General features: G+C 66.7%; 20 protein-coding genes. 4 read left to right on the forward strand and 16 right to left on the reverse strand.

The annotated features are described in order from the left end of the window. Positions 1-46: 46 nt before the first annotated feature. Together ACETK8_RS00790 and ACETK8_RS00795 are read right to left on the reverse strand one after the other, a co-directional pair. Positions 47-2470 (reverse strand): heavy metal translocating P-type ATPase, encoded by a 2424-nt coding sequence (locus tag ACETK8_RS00790; protein ID WP_372693232.1) that lies wholly within the window; start codon positions 2468-2470, stop codon positions 47-49. 110 nt (positions 2471-2580) lie between these two features. After that, a complete protein-coding gene (locus ACETK8_RS00795; protein WP_287928193.1) occupies positions 2581-3639 on the reverse strand; it encodes a type II glyceraldehyde-3-phosphate dehydrogenase in 1059 nt (352 codons plus the stop codon). Positions 3640-3803: 164 nt separating this feature from the next. On the opposite strand from ACETK8_RS00795, the gene ACETK8_RS00800 reads away from it, so the two are divergent. The 3 genes from ACETK8_RS00800 to ACETK8_RS00810 all read left to right on the forward strand — a co-directional run bounded on the left by ACETK8_RS00800 (position 3804) and on the right by ACETK8_RS00810 (position 7963). Continuing rightward, positions 3804-4502 carry an HAD family hydrolase gene (locus ACETK8_RS00800; RefSeq protein WP_287928194.1) on the forward strand — a complete coding sequence of 233 codons (699 nt, stop codon included), beginning with the start codon at positions 3804-3806 and terminating at the stop codon, positions 4500-4502. Between the two features lie 14 nt (positions 4503-4516). Continuing rightward, positions 4517-6811 (forward strand): glycoside hydrolase family 65 protein, encoded by a 2295-nt coding sequence (locus ACETK8_RS00805; RefSeq protein WP_372693231.1) that lies wholly within the window; start codon positions 4517-4519, stop codon positions 6809-6811. A gap of 105 nt (positions 6812-6916) precedes the next feature. Next, complete coding sequence (locus ACETK8_RS00810) at positions 6917-7963, forward strand: YncE family protein (protein ID WP_287928196.1); 1047 nt, start codon at positions 6917-6919, stop codon at positions 7961-7963. 111 nt (positions 7964-8074) lie between these two features. Here the strand turns inward: ACETK8_RS00810 and ACETK8_RS00815 are convergent, their stop codons facing one another. Both ACETK8_RS00815 and ACETK8_RS00820 read right to left on the reverse strand, forming a co-directional pair. After that, a complete protein-coding gene (locus ACETK8_RS00815) occupies positions 8075-9013 on the reverse strand; it encodes an L-lactate dehydrogenase (protein ID WP_372693229.1) in 939 nt (312 codons plus the stop codon). A gap of 268 nt (positions 9014-9281) precedes the next feature. Further along, positions 9282-9563, reverse strand: coding sequence for a c-type cytochrome (locus ACETK8_RS00820; RefSeq protein ID WP_374037675.1), 282 nt, complete (start codon positions 9561-9563; stop codon positions 9282-9284). A 509-nt stretch (positions 9564-10072) separates the two neighbouring features. Between ACETK8_RS00820 and ACETK8_RS00825 the strand changes: the two genes are divergently transcribed. Beyond that, positions 10073-10339, forward strand: coding sequence for a DUF7662 domain-containing protein (locus ACETK8_RS00825; protein WP_287928200.1), 267 nt, complete (start codon positions 10073-10075; stop codon positions 10337-10339). Here ACETK8_RS00825 and ACETK8_RS00830 read toward each other — a convergent pair. The 12 genes from ACETK8_RS00830 to ACETK8_RS00885 all read right to left on the reverse strand — a co-directional run bounded on the left by ACETK8_RS00830 (position 10336) and on the right by ACETK8_RS00885 (position 20392). Beyond that, positions 10336-10752 (reverse strand): helix-turn-helix transcriptional regulator, encoded by a 417-nt coding sequence (locus ACETK8_RS00830; RefSeq protein WP_372693228.1) that lies wholly within the window; start codon positions 10750-10752, stop codon positions 10336-10338. The genes ACETK8_RS00825 and ACETK8_RS00830 overlap by 4 nt on opposite strands. Continuing rightward, positions 10740-10946 carry a hypothetical protein gene (locus ACETK8_RS00835; protein WP_287928202.1) on the reverse strand — a complete coding sequence of 69 codons (207 nt, stop codon included), beginning with the start codon at positions 10944-10946 and terminating at the stop codon, positions 10740-10742. The genes ACETK8_RS00830 and ACETK8_RS00835 overlap by 13 nt, the downstream gene beginning before the upstream one ends. A 270-nt stretch (positions 10947-11216) precedes the next feature. After that, entirely contained in the window at positions 11217-11822 is a 606-nt protein-coding gene (locus ACETK8_RS00840; RefSeq protein WP_287928203.1) for a lytic transglycosylase domain-containing protein, read from the reverse strand. Then, entirely contained in the window at positions 11816-12331 is a 516-nt protein-coding gene (locus ACETK8_RS00845) for a S26 family signal peptidase (RefSeq protein WP_287928204.1), read from the reverse strand. The genes ACETK8_RS00840 and ACETK8_RS00845 overlap by 7 nt, the downstream gene beginning before the upstream one ends. Beyond that, complete coding sequence (locus ACETK8_RS00850) at positions 12328-13545, reverse strand: TrbI/VirB10 family protein (protein ID WP_374037676.1); 1218 nt, start codon at positions 13543-13545, stop codon at positions 12328-12330. The genes ACETK8_RS00845 and ACETK8_RS00850 overlap by 4 nt, the downstream gene beginning before the upstream one ends. Further along, a complete protein-coding gene (trbG, locus tag ACETK8_RS00855; RefSeq protein ID WP_374037677.1) occupies positions 13542-14570 on the reverse strand; it encodes a P-type conjugative transfer protein TrbG in 1029 nt (342 codons plus the stop codon). The genes ACETK8_RS00850 and trbG overlap by 4 nt, the downstream gene beginning before the upstream one ends. Continuing rightward, complete coding sequence (gene trbF / locus ACETK8_RS00860; protein WP_374037678.1) at positions 14549-15232, reverse strand: conjugal transfer protein TrbF; 684 nt, start codon at positions 15230-15232, stop codon at positions 14549-14551. The genes trbG and trbF overlap by 22 nt, the downstream gene beginning before the upstream one ends. 2 nt (positions 15233-15234) lie before the next feature. Beyond that, entirely contained in the window at positions 15235-16650 is a 1416-nt protein-coding gene (gene trbL / locus ACETK8_RS00865) for a P-type conjugative transfer protein TrbL (protein ID WP_374037679.1), read from the reverse strand. Positions 16651-16662: 12 nt separating this feature from the next. Beyond that, entirely contained in the window at positions 16663-17412 is a 750-nt protein-coding gene (locus tag ACETK8_RS00870) for a conjugal transfer protein TrbJ (protein ID WP_374037680.1), read from the reverse strand. Beyond that, a complete protein-coding gene (gene trbE / locus ACETK8_RS00875) occupies positions 17363-19786 on the reverse strand; it encodes a conjugal transfer protein TrbE (protein WP_374037681.1) in 2424 nt (807 codons plus the stop codon). The genes ACETK8_RS00870 and trbE overlap by 50 nt, the downstream gene beginning before the upstream one ends. Before the next feature lie 7 nt (positions 19787-19793). Then, the gene (locus ACETK8_RS00880) at positions 19794-20072 is read right to left on the reverse strand and encodes a VirB3 family type IV secretion system protein (protein ID WP_077354165.1); all 279 of its coding nucleotides are present in this window, start codon (positions 20070-20072) and stop codon (positions 19794-19796) included. After that, positions 20072-20392 carry a TrbC/VirB2 family protein gene (locus tag ACETK8_RS00885; RefSeq protein WP_164952685.1) on the reverse strand — a complete coding sequence of 107 codons (321 nt, stop codon included), beginning with the start codon at positions 20390-20392 and terminating at the stop codon, positions 20072-20074. The genes ACETK8_RS00880 and ACETK8_RS00885 overlap by 1 nt, the downstream gene beginning before the upstream one ends. Positions 20393-20927 lie beyond the last annotated feature (535 nt).

Genomic DNA, 20927 nt, shown 5'->3' on the forward strand with positions numbered 1-20927 from the left:
AGGACAGCCATCGCAACCGGTGGCAGGGTCAATCTGGCGTTACGCTTCACACCGCCGCCGTCGCGGTAAGCGTCGGCTCCGCTACGACCGCCTCGCCGGTCCGGCGGATGCCGGTCAGGCGGGTTCGTTTCAACATCAGGGCGTTGATCGCCACGAGCGCTGAGCTCCCGGACATGGCGATGGCGGCGATGCTCGGTCCAAGCAGGAAGGGATAGAGCACGCCGGCGGCCAGCGGGAAGGCGATGACGTTGTACCCGACGGCCCACCACAGGTTCTGGTGCATCTTTCGAAGCGTCGCCCGGGACAGTTCGATGGCGCCGACGACGTCGAACGGGTCGCTCTTCATCAAGACGATGTCTGCGCTCTCCATGGCGACATCCGTGCCGGCGCCGATGGCGAAGCCGACATCGGCCTGGGTCAGGGCCGGGGCGTCATTGACGCCGTCGCCGACCATGCCGACCTTCTTGCCCTGAGCCTGCAGCTCCTTGACCTTGCTCGCCTTGTCGCCGGGCAGAACGTCGGCGAACACGCGATCGATGCCGAGACCCTTGGCGATCCGTTCGGCCGTACCCTGGTTGTCCCCGGTCAGCATGATGACCTCGACGCCCCGAGCGCGCAGGGCCTTGACCGCCTCGATCGCAGTGGGCCGCACCGCGTCGGCGATGGCGATCAGACCGACCAGTTTGCCGGCCACGGCCAGGTGGACCACGGTCCGGCCGGCGCCCTGCAACGCCTCGGATTTTGCGCCGAGTTCCCCGAGGTCGATCTTGTTCTCGGTCATCAGCCGCTTGTTGCCGAGCAACACCGTCTTGCCGCCGATCTTTGCCTGAGCGCCCTTGCCCTCGAGATTGGTGAACCCGCTCGCCTTGGGCGCCTTCACCTTTTCGGCCCTGCGCAGGATGGCCTGGGCCAGAGGGTGGTCAGATCCGGCCTCCACGGCCGCGGCTGCGGCCAACACCTGATGCTCCGTGGCGCCGTCCGCCGTCACCAGATCGACGACTTCGGGTTGGCCCATCGTCAGGGTGCCGGTCTTGTCGAAGATGATGACGTCCAGCTTGGTGGCGTCCTCGAGCGCCGACGCATTCTTGAACAGGATGCCATTCATGGCGCCCAGTCCGGTCCCGACCATGATGGCCATAGGAGTCGCCAGGCCCAGCGCGTCTGGACAGGCGATGACAAAGACGGTGATGGTCAGGCTGACGGCGAACAGGAGGGGCTGGCCGATGACCCAGAACCAGACCACGAAGGTCAGCAGGCCTACGAGGATCGCGGCCCAGACAAGCCACTGGGCCGCGCGGTCGGCCAGCAGCTGCGAGGGAGCCTTGGAGTTCTGGGCCTCCTGAACCAGTTTGACGATCTGGGCGAGTGCTGTGTCCGCACCGACTTTGGTGGCGCTGTACTGGAACGTGCCGCTCTTGTTGATCGTCGCGCCGATCACGGTGTCGCCCACCTTTTTCTCGACCGGCATCGACTCGCCGGTCAGCATGGATTCATCGACGAGCGACGCCCCCTCCAGCACGGTGCCATCGACCGGTATCTTGTTGCCGGGCCGGATCACGACCGTATCGCCGGACACCACCTCCGCGGTGGGCACCTCCACTTCCTTGCCGTCACGCAAAACGGTCGCCTTGGGCGGGGTCAGATCCATCAAGGCCCGAATGGCTTCGGATGCGCCGGCCCTGGCGCGCATCTCAAGCCAGTGACCGAGAAGGATGAAGACCAGCAGAATCGCCGACGCTTCGTAGAACTGCTGTCCGCCGTAGATAAAGGTGGAGCCGACGCTGAAGAGATAACCGGTGCCAACGCTCAAAACTATGAGCACCGCCATGTTGGCGACGCCGCTTCGCAATGACCGCCAGGCGGCAACGACGAAGGGCCAGACCGGATAGAGGATGGCGCCGCTCGCAAGGATGAACAGGACGAGGTCCAGCCTCATGCCGAACGGAGGCGGAATCCGGATGAAGTCCATGCCCATCGGCGAGAAGGCGAAGATCGGCAGACTGAATCCCAGCGCGACCCAGAAGCGGTTGCGCATATCGCGCACCATCGACTGCATGTCTTTTCCGGAGCCATGGCCCATTTCGTGGGCCATGGCGTCCTTCTGCGCCTTGCCCCGGGCCGGGTCTTTCCCGTTCATGAGGCCCGACTTCGCCTTGGATGTCTCGCGGGAATGTCCTCGATGCGCGTCGGCGGGCCCGACCGGCTCCGGGGCGCCTTTGGCCGGCGCTTCGTGATTCTGGCAGACATGGTTGGGGAGGGCCTCGCCGGCGCAGTGGAAGCCGCAGGCCTCGATCGCCGCCCTGATTTCAGACAGGCTGGTCTTGGCCGCGTCGTAGGCGACCGTGGTGGACCCCGACACCGGATTGACGGAAACGCGGCCGACGCCGTCGATGCGACGCAGCTGTCGTTCAATCCCGGACGCCCCAAGGACGGAGAAGAGATTACCGACTTCAAGCGTCCGGGTGGTCATTGATGCTCTCCGACTGGTGAGGGAGAGCCCGAGTGACGCTCCGTTGGATTGTCTGCGCCCCTCCCGGTCGGCAATGGTCCTGGAGCGGTCACGTCTTTAAGCGCGGGCGTCTAGGGTGTCCGGGCGCCGGCCTCGGCGAAGAGTCGGCCTTCGATGCCCATGGCCGAGTCGGTCGCGGCGATTGAGCGCCGCCCGGATGTCTCGCGTCCATCGAGCGCTCTGATGGCGTCGATCGTTTCGGGCACGACGATCGCCTGATTGTCGACCATGTAGGCGTAGAAGAGCTCATCGCCCTGCACCGTGAGCATGTCGGCCCACAGCGCCACTTCATAAAGGTCGCTGCGGGAGCGGCCCCGATCCGCCATCAGTTCCTTGACGGCGTTAAGCGCATCCAGACCGTGCTCAGTCTTCATCAACAGGATGCGTGACGACGAGCGGAAGGCATTGAGCACCTCCTCCTTGTCCACGGGACGGGTCAACTGGACTGACCAGTAGTGCAGATGGGCGATCGTCTCGGGGACCTTGACCGCCATGGTCACCACGTCGAGGTCGGGATCGACAGTCCGGGCGTCCGGACCCTGGTGGCTGGGGATTTCGGGCTCAGGAACCAGGGTGTTCATGATGCCGCCCTGATGGCTCTCCCACGGATCGGTCGCGCGGCGAAGCAGGGTTCCCCGGGCGCGTCCAAGCAGACCGGCGCGCTTGAGTGCGCTCAAGGTCCGCACAGTCGCGGTTGTGTTGCAAGAAACCACTCGGGTCGATTCACGCCCGATCGCCGTCTCGAAATTGGCCTCGGCGACGAAGGAATGCCCGGTTATGCCGTGCTTCTCGCCCCCTTGAAGAATGAACTTGAGCTGACGCTTGCGGTATTGGGGGACATTGTCCGCCGCCACGCGCTTGGGGGTGCAATCGACAACGACATCCGCCTCGCCAAGCAAATCATCCAGGCGGCCAGCCGTCTGAACGCCTGCGGCCCGGAACGCATCCTCTGCCGGGGCCGTGGCGGCAAAAAGCGGCACACCCTTGGTCTGAAGCACACGGGTTCGCCAGTCCGTCGCGACGTCGGACACGCCAATGAGCGTCATATCGCTCTGGGCCCTAACGGCATCGGCGACGCGTTTGCCGATCACGCCATAACCATTCACGGCAACCCGTATCGACCTGGTCATACATACGTCTCCTCCGGCCTAGAAAGCAGACGATGCGGGATCCGCGCATTGATCTGGATCAAAGCTCGCCGCGCCGGTGCATGTCATCCTCGGTCGATGTCGAAGGACAGCGGAGCCGAGGCGCAGATGCCAGAAGAGACGAACCGCAGGGTCGAGCGGCGGTGATGCTGGCCGCTGCAATCTTCGACGTCGATGGGGTCCTGCTGGCTTCGCCCCACGAGAGGGCGTGGCGCGAGGCGCTCGTGGGGCTTGCCGAGCCGGACCGCTTCACGACGGCTATTTATCAAGCCCATGTCGCGGGAAAGCTACGGCTCGACGGCGCCCGGTCCGCACTCGAGGCCTTGGGTGTGAGCAACGCCGACCGCCACGCGGTCGCCTATGCCGAACGCAAGCAGGCGCGGCTGGAGGAGCTGATCCGGACAGGCGCCGTGGCGGCCTTTCCGGACGCGCTGCGTTTCGTTGAGGCGGTCGCCGCCCTCGGCTGGCCCATGGCGGCCGCTTCCTCCTCCAGGAACGCCACCGCCATGATGCGCGCGATCCCGCTGCGGGCCGGCCGGAGCCTGCTCGACATCTTCCGCGTCAATGTCTCGGGTCGAGACCTCACGCACGGCAAGCCGGATCCGGAGCTTTTTCTGATCGCGGCCCGCGAGATGGGCGTGGCGCCCGCGCAGTGTTTCGTGGCGGAAGACGCTCCAGCGGGGATTGAAGCGGCCCGCGCCGGGGGCATGGCGGCTATCGGCGTTGCACGCCTCGGCGACGCCGAGATGCTGCGTGCGGCGCGCGCGGACCTGGTGGTCACAAGCCTGGACGACGTCGTGATCACCGAGCTTGCGCTTGGCCGGCTGGTCGGCCCGACACTGTGAAGGATCCGAAGACCATGAAACAGGCGCTGGAGCCGACTGCCGACGCCTCATGGGTCCTGAGTGACGATGGCTGTGATCCGCTCCGCGAGAGCGATCGCGCCACTCGGTTCGCGATCAGCAACGGGTTTCTCGGCGTACGAGCGTCCCAGACGGTCAATCGATCACCGCAGGGCGTCGGTTCACCGAACACCTATGTCGCCGGACTGTTCGATACGCCCGATGGCGACCGGGCAGTGCCTGAGTTGATCCCTGTCCCGAACGGGTTGCAGGTCCATATCAGCCTGCCTGGGGGGCCGCTTGTCCAGCATTTCGGCCCTGGTCCATCGCATGCGCTCACGCTCGATATGCGGCGAGGCCTTTTGCTTTCGGAATGCCGCCTGGTCGACGGATCCGCCGTGAGCGCCCGCCTTGTCCGGTTGAACCTGGTGTCACAGGACCGCAGATCCCTGGGATTGCAAATGCATCATTTGGAGGTTGAGCGCGGCGAGTCCGAGATGACGCTCGAAGCGTCCTTCGAAGGCCTCGATCGCGACCTCATGGCGGAGCGGCTCGACAACGAATTGGGCGTATGGCGCACCCGCCGTTCCGGCAAGCGCTTGGAAATCGCGGCAGCGGTGGCGTTGCGGATCGACGGCCTGGAGATGGCGCCGGTCGTGCTCGCCCCGTTCAAATGGTCGTGGACCTGGAAAAGCCGTCCCGGACAGATCATCTGCCTTGAGCGCATTATGGGGGTGGCGCGAAGCGCGGTTCCCGGTCCGGACGCCGGCGTCAAGGCTCTGAATGAACTCAAGGCCGGTCGAGATTTAGGGTGGCGAGACCTGCTCACACGGCATGAGACGGCCTGGGCACATCGTTGGTCGTCCAGCGACATCGACCTCAAAGGCGACGCCGCGGCGCAGAAGGCGCTTCGATTCGCCATCTACCATTTGAACAGCGCCGCCAACCCGGACGACCCGCGTGTCTCTATCGGCGCCAGGGCGCTGACAGGGGCCGACTATCGGGGGCACGTCTTCTGGGACACCGAGATCTTCCTCCTGCCCTTCTATATCGTGACCTGGCCGGAGGCGGCCCGGTCCCTGCTGATGTACCGGTTCCACACCCTGAACGGGGCGCGGGCAAAGGCTGCGGATCGAGGATGGCGCGGCGCGTTCTACGCCTGGGAGTCGACGGATACCGGTCTGGAGACCACGCCTGAGCAGGCGGTCGGTCCGGATCGACAAATCGTCGACATCCTTACCGGCGTGCAGGAGCAACACATCAGCGCCGACGTCGCCTATGCCGTCTGGCAATATTGGCAGGCGACAGGCGACGACGAATTCCTGATCGAGGCCGGGGCGGAAATACTGCTCGAGACCGCACGCTTCTGGGCCAGTCGGGCCCAGCCCGAAGCCGATGGCCTGCACCACATCCGCAACGTCATCGGCCCCGACGAGTATCACGAGAATATCGACGACAACGCGTTCACCAACGTCATGGCCCGTTGGAACATTCGCCGCGCGCTCGACGTCGCCGGCCTGCTGCGCCAAAGATGGCCCGATCGATGGTCAGCCCTGTCGAGCCACCTCGACCTGAACGAGGCCGAGCTGAAACGTTGGTCCGACGTCGCGGAGACGTTGGCGACGGGTCTGGATCCGGCCACCGGCCTGTACGAGCAGTTCGCGGGTTATTTCGATCTCGAGGACGTGGATCTATCGGCCTATGCGGGCCGCACCGTCCCAATGGACGTCATCCTCGGGCGTGAACGCACCCAGCAGTCGCAGGTGGTGAAACAGGCCGATGTCGTTGCCCTGCTGGCTTTGCTGCCTGGCGAATTCAACGCCGGCGCGGACCTGAAAAACTTCCGATACTACGAGCCCCGCTGCGGGCACGGCAGTTCTTTGAGCACGGCCATGCACGGCCTCGTGGCCGCGCGGCTGGGAGATGTCGAAAGGGCGCTCGACTATTTCCACAGGACTGCGGCGATCGATTTGATCGACACCAAGTCCGCGATCGGAGGGGGGGTCCACATCGCGGCTCAAGGCGGCCTCTGGATGATGTCGGTCTTTGGGTTCGCCGGACTGGCGCTACGGAGCGACGGACTCGCCCTCGCGCCGCAGCTGCCGGCGAGTTGGACCAGCCTGAGTTTCAGCCTCCAATGGCGCAACCGGAGCCTCGCGATCAGGATCGACCAGACCAACCGGACACTCGAGGTCTCGCTGGAATCCGGACTGCCGATGATCATCGCGGTTTACGGAGAACCCCACAGCGTCAGCCTCGACCAGGCCCTTGTCGCCGACATCAGGCAACCGGTTGAACCCGGTGATGGATGAGGTTGCCCACCGCCCAGTTCTGACATGGATCAATGCGCGAATTCGCCGGATAGCGTCATGGAGCCTGGGGTCGCTATCGGCCCGTCCCGTAAACCGGAACAGCAGATGTTTCTCAAAACCTACGTCAAGAGAGTCGTCCTGGTGGCGGCAAGCGCGACCGCAGCCCTTTTGTTGGCCGGGTGTGAAAACCAGGATCGGAATACTCGCCCGATCCTGTTTACAGCCGACGAACAGGGCCGATCGATTTCCGTCATCAATCCCGAGACAGGCCAGGTCGAGACGACCCGTATTGCCGTTTCCCCTCACAACGTTCAGGTCTCCAGCGACGGTCGATCCCTCTTTGCAGTCGGCGCCTCAGCACCTCAGGGCCCGGACGGAGAGGCTGAAATGGATGGACCGGGGCGCCTCCTCATCTTCGACGCGAGCGCCGTTTCAAAAGGCCCCAGCACGACTATCCCCGTCGGCAGGATGCCGGCGCATGTCGTCGTCGATGCGCGGAGCGAGCGGGCGTTTGTCACCAGCGCGGGAGACAACATGCTCACGGTCGTCGATCTCAAGTCGGGCTCAGTGGATCGCAACATCACTGTCGGGCGATCGCCCCACGGCCTGCGTATGAGCCCGGATGGTCGTACCCTCTATGTCGCCAATACTGGCGATGGGACGGTTTCCGTCGTCGACGCCGTCGATCTGGACGAAGTCGAGCGCATTCCAGTCGGCCGTGGCCCGGTCCAGGTCGCATTCACGCCGGATGGACGCTTCGGCTATGTGACCTTGCGAGATGAGAACGGCACGGCCGTGATCGACACCGCAAGCCGACGGGTGGTCGCCCGTATCCCGGTCGGACCCGGACCTATTCAGGTCTTCGCCTCACCTGACGGCCGGGAGGTCTATGTCGCCAACCAGGGGACAGAAGCGCGTCCAGGCAACACCGTCTCTGTGATCGACACCGCCCGTCAAACTGTCGTCGCCACGATCGTCGCCGGCGCGGGCGCTCACGGCGTCGTGGTCGGCGGCAATGGCGACCGGGTCTATATCGCCAATAGTTTCGCCGACACGGTGTCCGTGCTCGATCCCCGGACCCGCCGGCTTGTCCGCACCATCCCGGTCGGAAGGGGGCCGGGCGGCATCAGCCTCGCCGAGGTCAACGACTGATTTCTCCTTCGGTCTCCACGCCACGGAACGAACCGCCGGCATCGAGCCGCCGTCGGCGGCACAGAGGCTGTGTGGCGTCGACGGAACCTTGCCCGCCACGACGTCTCGCGATCAGATGGCCAGATCCATATGCGCAAGCACCTGCTGTAACGCCCTCGCCGACGCGTTCAATGCCGCCGTCTCCGAGGGGGTGAGTGCCGGCGACAGAATGCGTTCGACCCCGCCTGCGCCAAGAATGCACGGCAGGCTGAGACAGACATCGGCGATACCGTATTGTCCGGTCAGCAGCGTCGAGACTGGCAGCACCGCCCTCTCATTGCGCAAGATCGCCTCGCATATCCGCACGATCGCGGTCGCCACCCCGAAGGATGTGTAGCCCTTGCCCTGGACAATTCGGTAGCCGGCGTCGCGCACCTCCGTGGCGATCTGGCCCTGGTCGAGTTCCTGCCCCGGCGGACAGAATTCGCTCAGCGGCAACCCTCCGACACGAACGGTCGAGAACGCTGCTACCTCGCTGTCGCCATGCTCGCCCAGAACAAGCCCGTCGATGGACCCGGGCGTGACCTGCAGGCTCTCGGCGAGCGTCTGTTTGAGACGGCTCGTGTCGAGCAGTGTTCCCGTGCCGATGACCTTTGCCGACGCAAAGCCCGAGCGACGCAGCGCCATTAGCGTCATCACGTCCACCGGGTTGGCGGCGACAAGGATGATCCCCGCGAACCCGGCCTGGACCAGCTCTCCGACGCAGGTCGTGACGATCATGGCGCTTTGGGACGCTACGGACAGGCGACTTTCCGAGCCGTGCGTCGCCGCCCCTGCGGTAATGACAGCAATCCGGGCTGTTGCCGCGTCGGCGTAGCTTCCGGCCCAGATGCGCGCGGGCCTGGCGAGCGCGTTCGCATCGGAGAGGTCGGCCGCCTCAGCCTCGGCCAGCGCCAAATCGCTGTCGATCAGCACAATCTCCTCGAACAGGGCTCGAAGCATCAGGGCATATGCGGCCGTCGCCCCGACGTGGCCTGCGCCAACGATCACAATCCGTTCGTGTTCGATCATCGGGTCTTCCTTTCGACCGGCGCGGCTGGAGCCGCCCGCACCGCGCCGCCTCCCCGGCCAGCGTCGCTGACCGAAAAACATTCTGATCGGCTTCGGCCTTGACCGCTGCCGCTTCTGATTGCCCGGGAAACACGGGGATCGGCCTGAATACTCGCCAGCTTTGACAGCGCGCGCACTCACCCAATCGAGCTCGAAACCCTAATGGTTTGTGAGCCCGGGCCGGATCAGGCCGGACGACCCAGAGGGGCCGGCCGGCCCCGCATCCCGGTCACGGCTTCGAATGGTTCTGTACGTCCTGAAGATAGACAATCAGATCCGCGATTTCGTCGCTTTCCAGAGTGATTTGGGGCATCTCCGGATGGCCGTTCGTAATGCCTTCGGCAAAAGCTTCCTGAAGGTCCGCCACCGGATAACGGGTCCCCAAGTGCCGCAGCGGCGGCGCGGCGGCGCTCGGACTCTCCCCCGTGGGTCCGACGGAGTGGCAGGCTGCACAGCGGCTTTCTACAAGCGCCTTCCCCCGAGCGATGGAGGCGAAATCCAGCGTTTCCACCGGATAGTATCGCGCTGCTTCCGCAGTGCGTGATGCTTCACGATAGACAGGATCGGTCGTACATCCCGTCAACAAGAACAATCCGGTGATCGCGATTAGACGCAAGACTTCCGCTCCATGAGGTTGTGCTCAAAGCGCCTCTTTCGGCGCGGCCGTCATTGATCGAGATCAAAGCCATCGGGATGCGGTGCAGTAGCACACCTTGCCCAGGTCGTAGCGGTTCGCCCTGAGCCAGAGAGCCTCCCGACCGGTATGAGCGCGGTCTCGACATACAGCTGAAGCCAGCTTCCTGTCCTTGTCCCATGACGTCGATCAAGACCGCGCGAGCGCCACCGCCTCAATGATGATCGGTTCGATGAGGTCGTTGAGATCCGAGCCGGGCTATCCGCCGTCGGTTAGAGCCGCACCAGCGATTTCCCACCCCCGGCCGGATGTGCGGCGGGTTCGCCCGCGCTGTTCTGAGGACGGCTCGACTTGCGCTGAACCCCCGTGTCCGGTCATCTGAAGCGATGGGCAAATACGATCCGCTTCGAGACTATCTCCGCAGACAGAAGACGGATGAGCTCGAACTCTCCTTCGTCGAGATGGAACGCAAGATCGGCTATATGCTGCCCAAGAGCGCGAGCCTGCCGCAGTGGTGGGCCAGCACGGCCGATCCGGCCACGACCCAAATTCAGCGTCGGGCCTGGGGCGACGCCGGCTTCGACGCCCTTCTGATCGCTGGGGCTGACCGTGTGCGTTTCAATCGGGTCAAAGCCCCACATCCCGCGCATTAACCGCCAAAATCGAACGCCGTCTGGTTTTCCGCAACGGCGGCTTTCCGTTTTCGACGGGTCTTGGCGCCTGGATCCGGGTCAATCACGGCCTCTGGTCGAGCGGCTCCCTTTGCCTGTTCCTGGATTCGCCTGATCTGTGGCGGTTCGACCGGTTCGACCGGTTCCTGCGCCGATACTACGGCCCGCGGCTCCGGCAGACGCCGGGGCGTCCTTGCTCGTCTCCATGCCAGCAACTCGCTCTGCCACCAGCCGACCCGGTTGCGAGAGACCTGGACGCAGGCCGGGAAGTCTCCGCTCTTCTGCATGCGCCAAACCGTCGTCCGGCTCAGACCACAGATCACCCTGACCTGCGACCAGGGCAGGATCCTGTCTTCCAACGCGTCGAACGGAGGCGGCTCGCTCACAGGGTCCATGACACCGCCTCGTCCGCCCGGCGCTCCAGAACCTCGGCCAGCAACCGGGCGTCTCGCGCCGCGTCGACCGGATCGCGGACCTCCCAGGTTTTAAGAACGTCCTTGAGGGCGAAGCTGACTGCGGGGTCGATCAACAGATCCGCCACCGTGGGCGCCCACTCGGTCCTGAACCCTTCGAAACACATCTCAGCCATGACGCCGCCCCCGTGCCGCCGGCGGTGCAGACGCTCGCAGGTCACTGACCTGGTCCAGAGCCCAGGCGCGAAGCACGCCACGCGGATAATAGGGCCTATGCCGAACGTGGAGACAGGGAGGGCCATTGCCCCCAGTGGACCACAGCCGTGCGAGGGTCTCGGGCTTCATGCGGATACCGAACTGTATCAGGAAGGCGGACGCTTCCTTGCGGGTCAGCAGGTCCTCATCGGTCGCCCCTGTCGGCGAGATGACCGGTACCGATGCCGGGGTCATCGGCTCGGCTCCCGCACCCGACAGTCCCGGGAATTGCGGGCGCCCCTCCCGGCCGAGAGCGCGAGGTAGCAGTCAACGGCTGCGGCGACGTAGGCCTGGGTCTCTGCAATATTCGGAATGCGGCCGAGCCTGGCGACACGATCCGGCCCAGAATTATATGCGGCGAACGCAAGCCTGACGTCCCCGAAGCGGAGCAATTGCCGGGCCAGATAATCCGCCCCACCATTCAGGTTCTCGACCGGATCAAACCGGTCTCTGACGGCGAGATCGGCGGCGGTTCCCGGCATCAACTGGGTCAGGCCGCCAGCGCCGACGGGAGACACGGCATCGACCCTATAGGCGGATTCCACAATCACCAGGGCATGGAGCATCTTGGGGTCGATCCCATGGCGCTCGGCGGCGGCGGCGATCGCCTCCATGAAGGGTTGGGACAGGGGCGGCAGTCTAGGTGTGAGGTCGACGACGCCCGCCACGTCCGACACAGGCTGCGCGGTGGGACGGCCGAACAGATCGCCACCGGCGTTGCGCCAGTCGACCGTTTGAGCGGCGGCGTTACCCGCTGCAAACACCAGGGCCGCTGCGGCCACGAGGGTTCTCACCATGTCAGTGTCTCCCGAAACACCCCCTCCAGGTCTCGGGTTCGGACGGGGCCAAAATAGCGACTGTCGAAACTCCCCGGCGTGTCGCCGAGCAGGAAGAGCTCGTCCGGCGCCAGCCGACGGCATCCGGTCCAGCCGGGCAGATCCATTCCGCGCCGGTCTTGATCCAAAACGGGAACCACCCTGTCAGGAGTCCGAACCACGGCGCCCACTCGGCAAACCTGATCGCCGCCGACCGCAGCCACCCGTTTGATCAGCAGGACCTCGTCCGGCATGCCGAGCGCGCCCAGATAGCGCCGGGCGATCGGGGGTTGGGGCAGAGCGACCATCGCGCCACTCTCCACCGCGCCGCCAGGCTGTCGCAGATAGAGGCCACGCGGGACGCTGGGGCTCTCGTTGACCAAAGCCAGGGCTGGCGTCTGCTCGGCGATCAGGGCGCCCAGGGTGAGGAAGAAGACTGTGACGCCGAGCACGGCCCAGCGGTTTCCAGTATCGAGAGGTGTCCAGGTCATGGCCGGTACGGCTCCAGGATCAGGTCGCGGGTGATCATCACGCGGACCGGAGCGCCTGCGCGCAGACGGATCGACGGCCGGACGTCCAGCTCCCGGTCCACGAGCCGCCCCCCGACCTGGGAGCCCTCGATGGCGGCGGCGTCCCCGGCGTCGCCGAGCAGGCCGCCTGAACCCTCGCCATCGCCGTCGCGTGCGATCTGACCGAGGGTGGTGATCGCGCCAGCGAACAGGGTTCCGATCAGGAGGGGGAATAGCCGCCGGTCGACCTGGCCCCGAACCCCGACCGCGCCTTGCGCGTCAACGCCGGGCTCGCCGGTGAGCACCAGGCTCTTGCCGTTGGGCAGGATCAGCCGGTCCCAGGTCAGGAAGGCGCGTCGGTCGCCATAGGCGCTCTCGCCCTCATGACGGCCGATAAGCCGGGTCCCCTGGGGCAGGACGAGATGGCGGCCGCTGACGGTGTCATAGACGTTCTGCGAGACCGTCGCGACGACCGGCCCGGCGCGCGCGGTGTCCACCCCGGTCAACAGGACCGCAGGAATGATCGCGCCCGCCTTCAGCTCATAGGGCGACAGCGGCGCCGTCAGGGTGTGGCCATTATAGGTGGCGCCGACGTCCGCAGCGCCCGAACGGGCGCCGGCTGTCGCTGGACCCGCCCCGGCATGCGCGGCAGGACCGGCCCCGGTTGACGACCCCTCGAAGAACAAGCCCGATCGCGCCGCCTGTTCGCCCGGACTGGGCCCGGTCGCCCGGGTCGTCCGCGATGGCGCATAATCGGCGCTGTACCGGCCCGGCGCGGGCGACGGCGGAGGGACACCAGGCTTAGCCGTCTCTGCCTCGGCTCCAGTGCGCGGCTCGGGCAGCCGGTCATAGGTCGCGGGCTGGTCGGTGACCGCTTCGGAGGGTCGAACGGAGCCCCGGGCCTGCTCTTCCCGGCCCTCGACGGCGCGGAGCCGGGCGCTGTCGCGCAGTTCCGGCTGGACGACGAAGGCCCAGGCCAGGGAGCCGGAGACGAGGATCACGCCGCCGATCACGATCGTCTGGACGACCGACTTGCGCAGCCGGGTGACCGGCGGCCGCGGCGCCCGCATCGACAGGCCGGGCGGCGGCGCCTTTGCCGCGCTGGTCAGGTCGGGCCTGACCTCAGGGCCGACGCCGGACCCTGCCGAGGAAGCGACGTCGTCGGGATTGTGGGGGCTATCCTGGAACGAGGTCATCGGGCGGGTCCCTGGAGGCGGCGGATACGAACGGTCTGGGGGCGACGATCGCCGAGCCTGAGCTCGGCGCGATCGAAGACGCGATCGACGATGAACAGACCTCCGGCCTGGCGGTAGTTGACCATCTGGGTCTCGCCGTCGGCGGCGATCACGAAGAGGGCCGGCGCCTCGTCGATCTGAAGATCGGGATCGAAGGCGATGAAGGTGCGCTGCCCGTCGTTGAAGACCGAGGCCGGCGTCCACCGTGCACGCCGCCCCTGCGGCTCTATCCGGTAGCGGGCGTCGATGGGACCCTCCGGCATCGCCACCGGGTCCGACACGCGGATTTCCGCCGCCTCGGCGATCGGCGCCATGGCCGGGGGATCCATCGCCCCCGTGTCCCAGGCGACCGCCGCGTTGAACCCTGAGGCGTCACCGCTCTTCAGGTCGATGAAATAGACCCGTCGGTTGGTGGTCAGGACCAGGTTGGTTTCCAACCCGCGTTGCAGCGGCTTGAGCAGGACATGGGTTCGCTGACCTGCCCCGTCGCCGGAGGTGGTCTCGCCGATCTGCCAGCGGACGGTGTCGCCGGCCGCCTTGGAGACGAGGGTTTCGCCAGCGCCCAGGGTCAGGGTGGTGACCCGCAGAGGCGCCGTCCAGACCTCGAATACCCGGCCCGGAGACCAGGCGAACACCTGGACCCCGCCGACGAAGGCGTCCGATCGCGAGGCGGCCCGGGCGTCGAGGTTGGCGGCGACGATGGCGCGGCGACCGGTCATCCCCGTCGCTTGCGCCACGGCCGTCGGCTGGGCTTCATAGGGTGTGCCGACGGGAACGGCGGGCGCCGGGGTTGCATCGGCGACCAGCGCATCATCGACTGGTACTGTCGGTTGCGGCAGGGCCCCGGCCTCGGCGATGACGGCAGCCTCGGCCGTGAGGACAGGCATAGGCGAGATCGGCGGCGGCCCAGCCGTTCGGCCGAAGACGGCGCAGCCGGACAGGCTGAGGCCCAGGCCGGCCAGGATCAGGAAGCGTCGGGGGTCCATGATACGTCCTCGATTTTCAGTCCAAGGGGGTTTTTCATCAGCTCGGCCTCGGTGCGGGGCGGCTGGGTCGTTGTGGTGATCAGGGCGCGCCAGCGCTCGACGCCGGCCTGCTGGCCGTTGACGAAGCGGGTCTCGCGCCATTGCAGGTCGTAGGTCCGCTCGGTGCGCCGGACGACGTTGAGCACCTCCACGTTGACGGCCTCGCGACCGACCTCGGCGAACGGGTCGTGGGTCTGGGCCCAGGCGTTGAGGAAGCTCGCCGCCTTTGGCGTCATCAGGTCGTAGGCCCGCAGCCAGTTCTGCCGGATGACGATGGGGTCGATGGATTTGGATCGGATGTCCCGGACCCAACCCGCGAGAGTATGGCTGATCTGGGCTTCGGTCGGTTCATAGCGGCCGCCGATCGCCGTGATCCTCTGGGTCTGTCCGAGATCGGAGACCTCGACCACAAAGGGTTTGACCACGGCCCGGTCGGCCTGGACCCACCAGCCCGCACCGAGGAAGCCGGCGAGGACGAGATTGGCCACGGCGATACGGCGCCAGTTGCGGGCATGGGCCAGGGACAGGCCCATCCGGTCGTCCCAGATCTGGCCTGCGCGCTGATAGGGGGTCGTCTCGGGCGCCGAGGCCAGGGCGCGCTTCGGACGAAAGAAGGGGTGCATGGTCAAGACTCCTCGGTTCTCAGATTGGGAGACAGGACGCCGCTGGTCTCACCGGCGGGCATGAGGCCGCGTCCGGCGTTGGCGACGAAGAAGGCTTGCAGGGCCTGGGCGCGGGCTGGCGGTCTCGCCCCTCCACGCCCAGCCGATCCGGCGGCGGCTCGGTGGAAATCGGATCGGGCGGCCTGGGCCTCCGCGGCAATCTTCTCGGCGGGCCGCCCAGGCCGCGCCTCGCCGCCCGCGCCGTCGTTGGCCGCGCCGGCGGGTTCCGACGCTTCGCTCGAAGCCGAACCCGTGGCTTGGCGAGGCTGCCAGGCCACGGCGGGCTCAGACACGCCGCTAGGGGAAGAGGAGGGCGCGGCGGACATCGCCCCGCCCGATGGTCGACGCGGGCCGGACGGCGACGGATTGTCGTTCGAGGGTTTGGGAGGCGTCGACGGCGGAGGCGACATCGGCGGGGTCGGAGACCGGCCCGCCCCTGCCCCGGCCGCGGCCCGTGCCGGGCCAGACATCTTCGCCGCGCCGCCTGCGACAGCCGTGCCCGCACCCGCGATCCCGGCTCCGGCCAGGGCGGCGCTGCCGCCGACCGCGATTCCGGCCGTGATGGCGGCCCCGGCGCCCAGGGCCGGCCCGCCTGTCACCAGGGCCGAGGCCAGATTGGGGATGAACATCGCCAGCATGGCCAGAAGGATCGAGGCGACGAGGATGCTCAACGCCTCGTAGATGTCGGGATTGGCCGAGGGCTGGAGCTGGTCGAAGACGGTCCTGGCCCCGGAGATGACGATGGCCAAAGCCAGCACCTTGAGGCCCGACGACACGACGTATCCGAGGGGCCGTTCGGCCAGGAAGGCGGACTTGTTCCAGATGCCGAAGGGCAGGAGGATGAAACCGCCCAGAGTGACGATCTTGAACTCGAGCAGGGCCACGATGATCTGCAGCGCCAGCACGGCGAAGGCCAGCATGATGCCGATCATGGCCAGGCCCAGGATCAGGGCGTCTGCCATGTTGCCGACCACGTCGAGCGGATTGTCGACGGGCGCGGGGGTCTCGCCGAGCGCCTTCACGATCTCCCAACCCTGGGCCAGGATGGCTCCGGGATTGAGGAAATCGGCCCGGCTCAGGGACCCGCCGCCTGCCGTCAGACCCAGTTCGATGAACCCGGCGTAGATCGTCTCGGACAGCTGTTGCCAGTCGTTGATCAGCCAGGCGAAGGCTCCGATCAGCAGCACCTTGCCGAAGCCGGCTGCCAGAACTTCCCGGCTGGACGACATGGCCCACTGGATGCCGGTCAGGGCGACGACCAGGACGATCAGGAGCCCGAAGACGCCGTTGACCGCGCCCTGCAGGGCGTCGAACCCGGCCGAGATGGTGTTGGAGAACACCACCATCAGCTCATTGGGGGTTTCCACTCCGACCGACATCGCTTGCGCTCCTCAGTCCCGCGCGTGCGACAGGGGATCGAAGGTCGGTGCCGCGGGCGTTCCGGCCGAGCCCGCCCAGCGGCGGCGACGGGCCTCGTCCCCCGAGGCCTGGGTCGTGGCGTCGCGCGCCGTCGCCTCGGCCAGAAGCCGGGACTGGGCGAGCATGATGGTGCGCAAGGCCGCCAGATCCTCGGCAAGGACGGCCAGCATCTGGTTGGAGGACTGGATCGCGGCGGTCTGGCCTGAAGCGGCCTCGCTGGCCGAGAGGGCGCCCGTAAGCCGCTGATTGCGTCCCTGTCCAAGACGTTCGAGCTCGGCCGCCGTCCGAGCCACATCCTCGGCCGTTCGCCGGGCGTTGGCGGTCCGGGCCTGACCCTGTTCCAGAAGCCGCAGCATGTCTGAGCCGGACAGGTCATCGGGATAGAGGCTCTGGAACTGCTGCTCCAGGCCGCTGACCGAACTGGCGATCCCGCGCGCCGTACGGGCCAGTTCGGCCATGTCGCGCAACGACTGGCTGTTGCCGGTCAGGTGGCTGTAAGGCGAGGCCGCAAGGCTCTTGGCCTCGTTGGCCAGGCTCTCCAGCTGACGCGCCGCCTGAAGCGCGTTTTCGATGTGGTTGCGGGGGTCGAAGACGACCTGTTGTGCAGGCGCCGTGGTCGCGGTCGCCAGCAGGCTGACGGCGACGAGGCCGGCGGCCAGGATCTGGACCGGCCTATTCGGCCGCGAGCGGTCGGGCGAAGGCGTCGAAAACAGCATCAACATTGTGCACTCCCTTGGCTGTGAGAAATTCCCGCGCGAACCCGGCCTCTCCGGAAGCTGCGAGGATGTCGTCGATGAGGGTCTGGTCTTCCGGTGCGCTGGCCCCGCACAGGGCGAGGGCCACGCCGGTCAGGCGCAGATCGAACAGGCGTCGGCCGCGCGGCTGGCGCCAGTAATAGGCCCGCTTGGGCGTGGCGAAGGCGATCAGCTCGAGCTGGCGGCGGTTCAGGCCGAACCCCTGATAGAGGCGCGCCGAAGACGGTTCGAGCGCGCGGGGGTTGGGCAGGAAGACCTGGGTCGGGCAGCTCTCGATCAGACTGGTCGCGATCGGCGAGGCGGCCACGTCATCCAGACTCTGGGTCGCGAACACGACGGCGACCCGCTTCTTGCGCAGCGTCTTGAGCCACTCCCTGATCTTGGCGGCAAAGGCGGTCTCGCCGAGGAAGAGCCAGGCCTCGTCGAGCACCAGCAGTGTGGGTCGACCGTCGAAGCTGCCTTCGAGATGATGGAAGAGCGCCGAGAGAACCGGAGCTACGGCCGAGGGCGTGGCCATCAGGCTTTCCAGCTCGAAGGTGTCGAACCGGCTGGGAACGAGCGCCTCGCCCTCTCCGTCGAGCAGGGCGCCGTGCGGACCTTTGAGTGTCAGGGGCTCCAGCGCGGCGGCGACGGCCTTGTCCTGCACCAGGGCGCAGAAGACCGTCAGGGTGCGCTGCGCGACGGGGGCGTCGGCCAGGGCCGCGAGCGCCGCCCAGATCTCTTCACGGATCCTTGGCACCGGCTCCAGCCCCGCGAGCCGGACGGTCTCTGCGATCCATTCCGACGCCCAGGCCCTTTCGATCTCCTGGTTGATGCGCGCCAGAGGCTGCAGCGAGAACCGCGCGCCGGGCTCCAGCGCACGCCAGCAACCGCCGGCCGCCAGGGTCGCCGCCCGCGCCGATCGACCCTTGTCGAAGAAGACCACGCGGGCGTCCGGGTAGCGGAACCACTGCAGGGCCAAAAACGAGAGTAGCGCGCTCTTGCCCGAGCCCGTTGGTCCGACCACCATGGCATGGCCGACATCGCCGACGTGTAGCACCAGCCGGAAAGGTGTGGACCCCGTCGTCCGGGCCGTCGCCAGCGGTGGGCCGTCCAGATTGAGGTCCACGGACGGGCCGGCCCAGACCGCCGAAACAGGCAGCAGATCGGCCAGATTCAGGGTCGAGACGAGCGGTCGGCGGACGTCGGCATAGGGCTCGCCCGGCAGGGAGCCAAGCCAGGCCTCCACGGCATTGAGGTCCTCGATCCGGGCCAGCAGCCCCTGAGCGTTCAACGCGGCCTCGATGGCCCGCGCCTTGGCGGCGGCGCCGGCCTCCGTCGCGTCAAGCACGGTCACCGTCAGGGTCAGATAGCCGAAGGCGCAGGCCTCGGCACCGAGGGCGGCCAGCGCCCCATCGCACTCCTCGGTCTTGGAGGCCGCGTCGGTATCGAGGAGCGGCACCTCCTCCTTGGTGATGGCTTCGCGCAGCAGGACACCGACGCCCTTTCTCTTGGCGAACCAGCGCTTCCTCAGTTTGACGATCTCCCGCTCGGCCTCCGGCTTGTCGAGACCGATCCAGCGGGCCGTCCAGCGGTAGGGAAACGGCAGGGCGCCGAGCGCATCGAGCAAGCCGGGACGGGTGATAGACGGCAGGCCGCGCACGGACACGACCTTGAGCCAGCGGTCGCCAAGACGCGGCGCGATCCCGCCGGAAAGGTCGGCGTCCGCCAGCCAGGCGTCCAGATACATCGGTGAATCCGGCGCGGCGACCGGGAAGGTCCTCGGCGACACGCAGTCGTGCAACCAGGTCAGCAGTTCGGTGTCGTCGAGCGGATCGATCTCGGGCAGGGCGTCCGACAGGAGGTCGAGCGTGGTCGCCGCCTCACGGGTGAAGACCGCCACGGCCTGGCGCCAGTCCGCGCCGCCCTTGGCCAGGCCGTCGAACAGCCAGCGCTCCATTCTCCGCGTCTCGTCGGCCGGCGGCAGCCAAGTCAGGGCCAGGCGAAAATCCGTCTCGAAGGCCGGGTCGCCAGCCTCGAAGCGGCTCCGACGTTCCTCGTCGAGAAGCCAGGCGACATCCAGGTCGAACGCGCTCTCCGGATAGGGGGCGGCCTCACGGCGGCGCGCCTCCATATGCAGGCACCAGCCCGTCCCGAGACGCTTCAGCGCATTGTTCAGACGCGCCCGGACGGCCATCAACTCGTCCTCGGTCGAGGATTCCAGGTCCGGTCCCCGGAACCGGAAGCCCGTGGTGAAGGAGCCGTCCTTGTTGAGGATCACGCCCGGCGCGACCAGGGCGGCCCAGGGCAGATGGTCGGCCAGAGCCGCCGGGCGTCTGCGATGTTCTTCGAGAAAGCGCATCGGCCCCTCACGCGTCCATGTGGCCAGGCAGGGCGAGGTGGCGCCGAAGCACATCGAAGAACCGGCGGTCCGCTCTGGCCGCCCACAAGCCGATCGCGTGGGCGACGGCCCACCACAGAAGGCCGAGCCACCAGATCCGCAGAGCCAGGCCGAGCACCACCGCGATCGTCCCCATGGCGATGGCGTAGTCCCGAGGCATCCCGGCCATGAGGATCGGCTCGGTCAGGGCCTGGGCGACCGGAAGATCCCAGCCCTCCGGTCGGCCGTCTTGGAGGGAGCCGGCCATCATCCGATCTCCGCCCCGCCGGCGAAGCCGAAGAAGTCGAGGAAGAAGGTCGAGGCCGCGAAGGCGATGCAGAGGCCGAACATGATGCCGAGACCGCGCCGCATCGAGGATCCGTTCTCGCTCATCGCGATCCCGGCGCCGAAAACGACCACCGCAACGACCGCTGCGGCCTGGACCACGGGCCCGGTGATGGACTGGACCACCTGCTGGAGCGGTCCCTCCCAGGGCATCCCCGACCCTCCGGCCAGGGCCGGCCCGGCCATCATCAGGCCGCACGTCATCATCGCGCCGAACAGGCGGCGCCCAAGTCTTCCACGCATGTCTTGCTTCCTGTGTTCAGCGCGTCTCAGCGCGATGCACCACATTGCAAGCAAATATATCCACAGGTTGTCAACTCTGTGGATCGATTATTTTACGCGACTTGCGGACGACTGACAGACAACTTGTCACAACTCAAAACATGACTTGCGAAGACTTGTCGTTCGAAAGTCACCCCGACTTAGATTGCGACTTTCCACGACTTGCGTTTCGTGCCCGACAGCGCTCGTTGCCAAACGACGCCGCCTCAATTTCAGGTGAAGGATTGGCCTCAAGCCAAGACGCTGATTGCGTAGCTGTCGTCGCCCAAGGGCTCGACACCGAGCACAACCCGAACCATCCGTCCGGTGGCGGTCCGCCGGATGTGGACATCCAATCTATCGGTGGATGATCGGGCGGCGAGGTGTCCAGGAGAAAGTTTTGGCCGACGGCCTCCCCGAACGGCCCTTTCGCGGTGAGCCAGCGGCAGCTTGATTCGAGAGGTCTGAGACGCGGCTGAGGCCTGAAATGCGCGCCACATGCAAATATTCGGGTGAC

Origin of the sequence: Brevundimonas staleyi (assembly GCF_041893865.1) — a bacterium.
In the GTDB taxonomy this organism is placed as follows: domain Bacteria; phylum Pseudomonadota; class Alphaproteobacteria; order Caulobacterales; family Caulobacteraceae; genus Brevundimonas; species Brevundimonas staleyi.